General features: G+C 61.3%; 5 protein-coding genes (1 of these 5 cut by a window edge). 3 read left to right on the top strand and 2 right to left on the bottom strand.

Annotated features, from left to right (window positions below; translation table 11 throughout):
* Positions 1-62 precede the first annotated feature (62 nt).
* From treC to ACTG2G_RS13495, 3 genes are all read left to right on the top strand, one after another.
* Positions 63-1,724, top strand: coding sequence for an alpha,alpha-phosphotrehalase (gene treC, locus ACTG2G_RS13485; protein WP_167557103.1), 1,662 nt, complete (start codon positions 63-65; stop codon positions 1,722-1,724).
* A 3-nt stretch (positions 1,725-1,727) separates the two neighbouring features.
* On the top strand, positions 1,728-2,327 hold the full coding sequence (locus ACTG2G_RS13490; protein WP_139731101.1) for a sugar O-acetyltransferase: 600 nt from the start codon (positions 1,728-1,730) through the stop codon (positions 2,325-2,327).
* A gap of 120 nt (positions 2,328-2,447) precedes the next feature.
* Complete coding sequence (locus tag ACTG2G_RS13495) at positions 2,448-2,636, top strand: hypothetical protein (protein WP_005336040.1); 189 nt, start codon at positions 2,448-2,450, stop codon at positions 2,634-2,636.
* Positions 2,637-2,708: 72 nt separating this feature from the next.
* Here ACTG2G_RS13495 and rluA read toward each other — a convergent pair whose 3' ends face one another.
* Positions 2,709-3,365: a bifunctional tRNA pseudouridine(32) synthase/23S rRNA pseudouridine(746) synthase RluA gene (rluA, locus tag ACTG2G_RS13500; RefSeq protein ID WP_042058808.1), complete on the bottom strand. Its 657-nt coding sequence runs from the start codon at positions 3,363-3,365 to the stop codon at positions 2,709-2,711.
* 115 nt (positions 3,366-3,480) lie between these two features.
* Positions 3,481-6,000, bottom strand: the 3' portion of a protein-coding gene (gene rapA / locus ACTG2G_RS13505; RefSeq protein WP_439985532.1) for an RNA polymerase-associated protein RapA. 348 nt of this gene lie beyond the right edge of the window; the window shows 2,520 of its 2,868 coding nt (coding positions 349-2,868); its start codon lies beyond the right edge, outside the window — the gene reads right to left on this strand; its stop codon occupies positions 3,481-3,483.

Consider the following 6,000-nt stretch of genomic DNA (forward strand, 5'->3'; position numbering starts at 1 on the left):
GATTATCAGGGCGACCCGCGGGTCGCCCTCTCCATTTCATATTCGAGACAAGAGAAAGACCCATGAGCCAAACACCCTGGTGGCAGAGTGCCGTGATTTACCAGATTTACCCCAAGAGCTTTCAGGATTCCGCGGCCCGTGGCACCGGCGATCTCAAGGGGATCATGGCCCGCCTCGACTATCTCAAGACCTTGGGCGTCGATGCCCTCTGGCTGACCCCCGTTTACGTCTCCCCGCAGGTGGACAACGGCTACGACATCGCCGACTACCTTGCCATCGACCCCGCCTACGGCACCATGGCAGATTTTGAGGCGCTGCTGGCCGCCGCCCACGCGCACGACATCCGCATCGTGATGGATATCGTGGTCAACCACACCTCCACCGAGCACGCCTGGTTCAAGTCGGCGCTGGGGGATAAAAACAGCCCTTACCGCGACTACTACATCTGGCGCGATCCGGTGGATGGCGGCGTACCCAACAACTGGCAATCCAAGTTTGGTGGCAGCGCCTGGGAGCTGGATCCCGCCACCGGTCAGTACTACCTGCACCTGTTTGCCCGCGAGCAGGCGGATCTCAACTGGGAAAATCCGGCGGTGCGCGCCGAGGTGAAAAACATCATCCACTTCTGGGCGAAGAAGGGGGTGGACGGTTTCCGGCTCGACGTCATCAACCTTATTTCCAAGGATCAGGCGTTCCCGAGCGACGACAGTGGCGATGGCCGCCGTTTCTACACCGACGGGCCGCGCATCCACGAATTCCTGCAGGATGTGAGCCGCGATGTCTTCGCCCCGGTGGGGGCCATGACGGTGGGGGAGATGTCCTCTACTTCGCTGGAGCACTGCCAGCGCTATGGCGCGCTGGACGGCTCCGAGCTCTCCATGGTGTTCAACTTCCACCACCTCAAGGTGGATTACCCCAACGGCGACAAGTGGACGAAAGCACCGTTCGATTTCCTCGAACTCAAGCGCATCTTCAACCACTGGCAGAGCGGTATGCACGGCAAGGGGTGGTCGGCGCTGTTCTGGTGCAATCACGACCAACCGCGCATCGTCTCCCGCTTCGGTGACGAGGGTGAGGATAGGGTGGTCGCCGCCAAGATGCTGGCCAGCACGCTGCATGGCCTGCAAGGCACCCCCTACATCTATCAGGGGGAGGAGATAGGCATGACCAACCCCGGCTATCAGCACATCAACGACTATCAGGATGTGGAGAGCCGCAACATCTTCGCCATCAAGCAGGCGGAAGGGATGAGCGAGGCCGAGATCCTCGCCATTCTCGGCGCCAAGTCCCGCGACAACTCGCGCACGCCGATGCAGTGGAGCGCAGCGGCCAATGCAGGTTTCACCCAAGGAACGCCCTGGCTCAAGCCTGCCGCCAACTATCCCGAGATCAATGCCGAGGCGGTGCTGGCCGACCAGAACTCGGTGTTCTGGCACTATCGGGATCTCATCGCCCTTCGCAAGGCGCACCCCATCTTCACTCAGGGGGATTATCAGGAGCTGTTGACCGGGCACCCGCAGATCTGGGCCTATGCCCGCCGTGCCAACGGTCAGACCCTGCTGGTGGTGAGCAACTTCTACGGCGAGCCGGTTGAGTTTGCCTTGCCTGCCGAGCTACAAAGCGGGCAAGGTCGGCTGCTGCTCGGCAACTACCCCGACAGCCCGGCCCAACCGCAATCGGGTATGCTGCGCCCTTATGAATCCCTGATCTGGCTGATGGAGTAGGTAATGGAGAAGGTGGTGCGCGGTACCGAGTGGCAGAAGATGGTGGCGGGGGAGCCTTATGATGCGGCTGACCCTGAGCTCAAAGCGGCGCGCGAGCGCTGCCGCCGGCTCTATCACACCTTCAACACCAGCTGGCAGGAGAAACCAGCGCGGGATGCTTTGCTGCACGAACTGCTCGGTGGCCGCGGCCAGGAGTGTGCCATCAATCCACCATTCTTCTGCGACTATGGTGCCAACATCTTCGTCGGCGAGAACTTCTACGCCAACGTGGGCTGCACCATCCTCGACGTCTGCGAGGTACACATCGGCGACAACGTGCTGCTGGCGCCCGGGGTGCAGATCTACACCGCCGCTCACCCGGTGGCGGTGGCGCCGCGCATCAGGGGTGTCGAGTTCGGCAAGCAGGTGCGGATCGGTCACAACGTCTGGATTGGCGGCAGCACTGTTATCTGCCCAGGCGTAACCATTGGTGACAACAGCGTCATCGGTGCCGGTTCGGTGGTGACCAAAGATGTGCCAGCCAACGTGGTGGCGGCTGGCAACCCTTGCAAGGTGCTTCGGCCGATGACGGCACAGGAGCTTGAAGGCGTCATCCAGCGGTGAACAGGGGCCATGAATGCTAGTGCTATCTGATTGATAGAAAAGCAACTGTCAGATTGTTTTGCATTCAGTGCTTATGTTCGGGGCCGCTTGGCCGATACTGTTGAATGCAGGAGGAACCCTATGGATATATCAAGTTCTGCAAATGCGTCGTTTGGTTCTGCTCTGATGACGGCCAGTCTGGCCAAGAAACAGCAGACCCAAGAGGGCGAAGCTGCGCTGAAGCTGCTGCAAAACGCAGCGCAATCAGCGCCGGTTGCACCGACATCGGCCAGCGCTTCTTTGGGAAGCAAGATCGATATTCGCGTCTGACCCTAATGAAAAAGCCCCCATCTCACGATGGGGGCTTTTTTATCTCTGCGATTTGGCGCGAGCCTCTTCCGCTCAGAGCGGGAAGGGGGCTGGCGCCTCGAAGGTCATCCGCTCGCCACTGCGGGGGTGGCTGATGGTCAGGCTGGCCGCATGAAGGTAGAGATGGGGCGCAGCCGCCAGCGCATCCGGATGGGCATAGAGGTTGTCACCCAGGATCGGATGCCCCAGCTCCAGCATATGGACGCGCAACTGGTGTGAGCGACCTGTGATGGGGGTCAGCTTGATCAGGCTGTTGCCGTTCTCCACTTTCAGTTTTTCCCACAGGGTCAGAGCGTGACGCCCCTCCTCGTGATCCACCTTCTGTTTCGGGCGGTTGGGCCAGTCGACGCAGAGCGGCAGGTCAACCTGACCCGACTCTGCCTCCGGCTCACCCCACACCCAGGCGAGGTAGTGCTTCTCGGTCTCCCGCTCGCGAAATTGTCGGCTCAGTTCCCGATGAGAGTTGGGATTGAGGGGAATGACAATGACGCCAGTGGTGGACATGTCGAGGCGATGAGCTGCCGCCGCCTTGGGGTGTTGCTGTTTCACCCGATGCAGGACGCTGTCTTCATTCTCGGGGCCGCGCCCGGGGACGCTTAGCAGGCCAGTGGGCTTGTTGACCACCATGATGTCCTTGTCCTTGAACAGGATATCGAGCCAGGGTTCCAGAGGCGGTGAGTATTCAAACATAAATGTCTCGCATCAGAAGGTGGGGGCAAGCCCCCATCAGTTATGGGTAACCACGACAAAGCGGCCTTGGGTATCCAGTTTGAGCTGGGTCTGGCCGCTATCAGTCGGTACCTTGTCAGTTATGGGTGACCACGATAAAGCGGATGGCATCCAGCTTGAGTTGGGTCTGATCGATCAGGTGGTGCAATTCTGCCTGCAGATTGCGCAGATAATCCAGTTCGCTGTCGCGCACGTTCGGGTTGACTGCCTTGAGCGCTTCCAGACGATCGAGATCCTGCTGCAGGGTCTGTGCCATCTGGGCGCGCGCCTTGTCGACAATCCCGGCTTTCAGCTCTTCGGCAATGGCCTGGCCCTTGCCAATCAGACCGTGGATCACCGGCTGGGATGCAGTCACGAGCTTGCTGCCGAGGTGGCGATTGACCGGAGTCAGCTGGCGGTTGAAGGCATCGAACGCCACTTTCTCACCCAGATTCTGGCCGTTCTTGTCCATCAGCAGACGGATTGGCGTCGGCGGCATGAAGCGGTAGAGCTGGGGATGGGCCGCAGATTCGGCAACGAAGATCAGCTCAAGCAGGATGGAGCCGATGGGCAGCGCCTTGTTCTTGAGCAGTGCGACCGAGGTGGCACCGATCTCGGAGCCCAGGATCAGGTCGATACCGCCGCGCATCATGGGGTGATCCCAGGAGAGCAGCGCCATGTCATCCCGCGACAGGGCTGTGTTGCGATCGAAGGTGATGGTCATGCCATCTTGTGGCAGGCCCGGGAAGCTGGAGACCAGCATGTGATCCCCGGGGGTCAGCACCAGCGCGTTCTCGCCACGGTCATCCTGATTGACGCCGATCTCGTCGAACATCTTGAGAGCGAAGGAGATCATGCCGGTGTCGTCATCTTCGGCGGCCAGCTTGTCGACCAGCTGCTGGGCGGCGGCGCCACCGCTGGAGTGGATCTCCAGCAGGCGATCGCGACCCTGCTCCAGTCGGGCCTTGAGCGGCTCGTGCAGTTCGCGGGTCTTGATCAGCAGGGCGTCGAGGGTCGCCTGATCGCCGGTGTTGGCGGCCAGCAGCTCGAACAGCTCTTCACGTACCGCTTCGAATACCGGGCGGGCTGTCGGGCAGGTCTGCTCGAACGCGTCCAGACCATCGTGATACCAGAGCTGCAGGGCGCGCTGGGCAGTCCCTTCCAGATAGGGAACGTGGATCTCGACGGTATTCTGCTGACCGATACGATCCAGTCGGCCGATCCGCTGTTCCAGCAGATCCGGGTTGAGGGGCAGATCGAACAGCACCAGATGGCTGGCAAACTGGAAGTTGCGGCCCTCTGAGCCGATCTCGGAGCAGAGCAGCACCTGGGCGCCACCCTCTTGTTGGGCAAAATAGGCGGAGGCCTTGTCCCGCTCGAGGATCGACATCCCTTCGTGGAACACGGCACCACGGATCCCTTCACGGGTACGCAGCGCCTCTTCCAGCGCGATAGCAGTCGCCGCTTCGGAGCAGATCACCAGCACCTTCTGCTGACGGGCTGAGAGCAGCAGCTCCAGCAACCATTCGACGCGCGGGTCAAACTGGGTCCAGGTGGCGTTGTCGCCTTCGAACTGCTGGAAGATCTTCTCGGGGTAGAGGTAGCGCAAGGCGCGGGTCTGCAGATCGCCACCATTGCCACCCATCATGCCCATCACCTTGATGGCAGTCTTGTACTGCTCCGGCAGCGGCATGGGGTAGACGTTGAGGTGACGCTCGGGGAAGCCCTGAATATTGGCGCGGCTGTTGCGGAACAGTACCCGGCCGGTGCCATGCTGATCCAGCAGCTTGGCGACCGCCTGCTGGCGGGCAGTCGCATCGCTCAAATCCAGCCCTTCCAGCTGGCTGGCGAGGATCTGTCTGGCTTCATCGCTCAGGGTCTCGCCATCCAGCAGCTCTTGCGCTGCGCTGGCGACCTGACCATAGGCCTGCTCCTCGGCGAGGAAGGCCTCGTAGTCGTAGAAACGTTCGGGATCGAGCAGGCGCAGACGAGCAAAGTGGCTCTGGTGACCCAGCTGATCCGGGGTCGCAGTCAGCAGCAGCACGCCAGGCACCTGCTCGGCCAGCGCTTCCACCATCTCATAGGCACGGCTCGGTGCCTCTTCACTCCACTCCAGATGGTGGGCTTCGTCGACAACCAGCAGATCCCACTCGGCTTCCAGCACCTGCTCGAAGCGACGACGCTTCTTGCGCAGGAAGTCGAGGCTGCAGATCACCAGCTGTTCGGTCTCGAAGGGGTTTTCCGCATCGGCAAATGCCTCGATGCAGCGCTCCTCATCAAACAGGGAGAAGTGCAGGTTGAAGCGGCGCAGCATTTCGACCAGCCACTGATGCTGGAGCGTTTCGGGCAGCAGAATGAGCACGCGATGGGCGCGGCCGGAGAGCAGCTGCTGATGAATGATCATGCCCGCTTCGATGGTCTTGCCCAGACCCACCTCATCGGCCAGCAGTACGCGCGGAGCGTAGCGGTGACCCACCTCGTGGGCGATATAGAGCTGGTGCGGGATCAGGCTGACCCGGCCACCGGCCAGACCGCGAGTCGGGTTGCGACGACGCTGGTGCTGGTTGACCAGCGCCTCGTAGCGCAGGGTGAAGCGGGACATCCGATCGATCTGACC

The organism is Aeromonas sp. 55A (genome assembly GCF_051919665.1).
Classification (GTDB): Bacteria; Pseudomonadota; Gammaproteobacteria; order Enterobacterales; family Aeromonadaceae; genus Aeromonas; species Aeromonas veronii.

What these genes read in the sequence shown, in the direction of transcription:
- treC (WP_167557103.1), top strand. Translation starts at nt 63, where the DNA reads ATGAGCCAAACACCCTGGTGGCAGAGTGCCGTGATTTACCAGATTTAC.
- ACTG2G_RS13490 (WP_139731101.1), top strand. Translation starts at nt 1,728, where the DNA reads ATGGAGAAGGTGGTGCGCGGTACCGAGTGGCAGAAGATGGTGGCGGGG.
- ACTG2G_RS13495 (WP_005336040.1), top strand. Translation starts at nt 2,448, where the DNA reads ATGGATATATCAAGTTCTGCAAATGCGTCGTTTGGTTCTGCTCTGATG.
- rluA (WP_042058808.1), bottom strand. Translation starts at nt 3,365, where the DNA reads ATGTTTGAATACTCACCGCCTCTGGAACCCTGGCTCGATATCCTGTTC.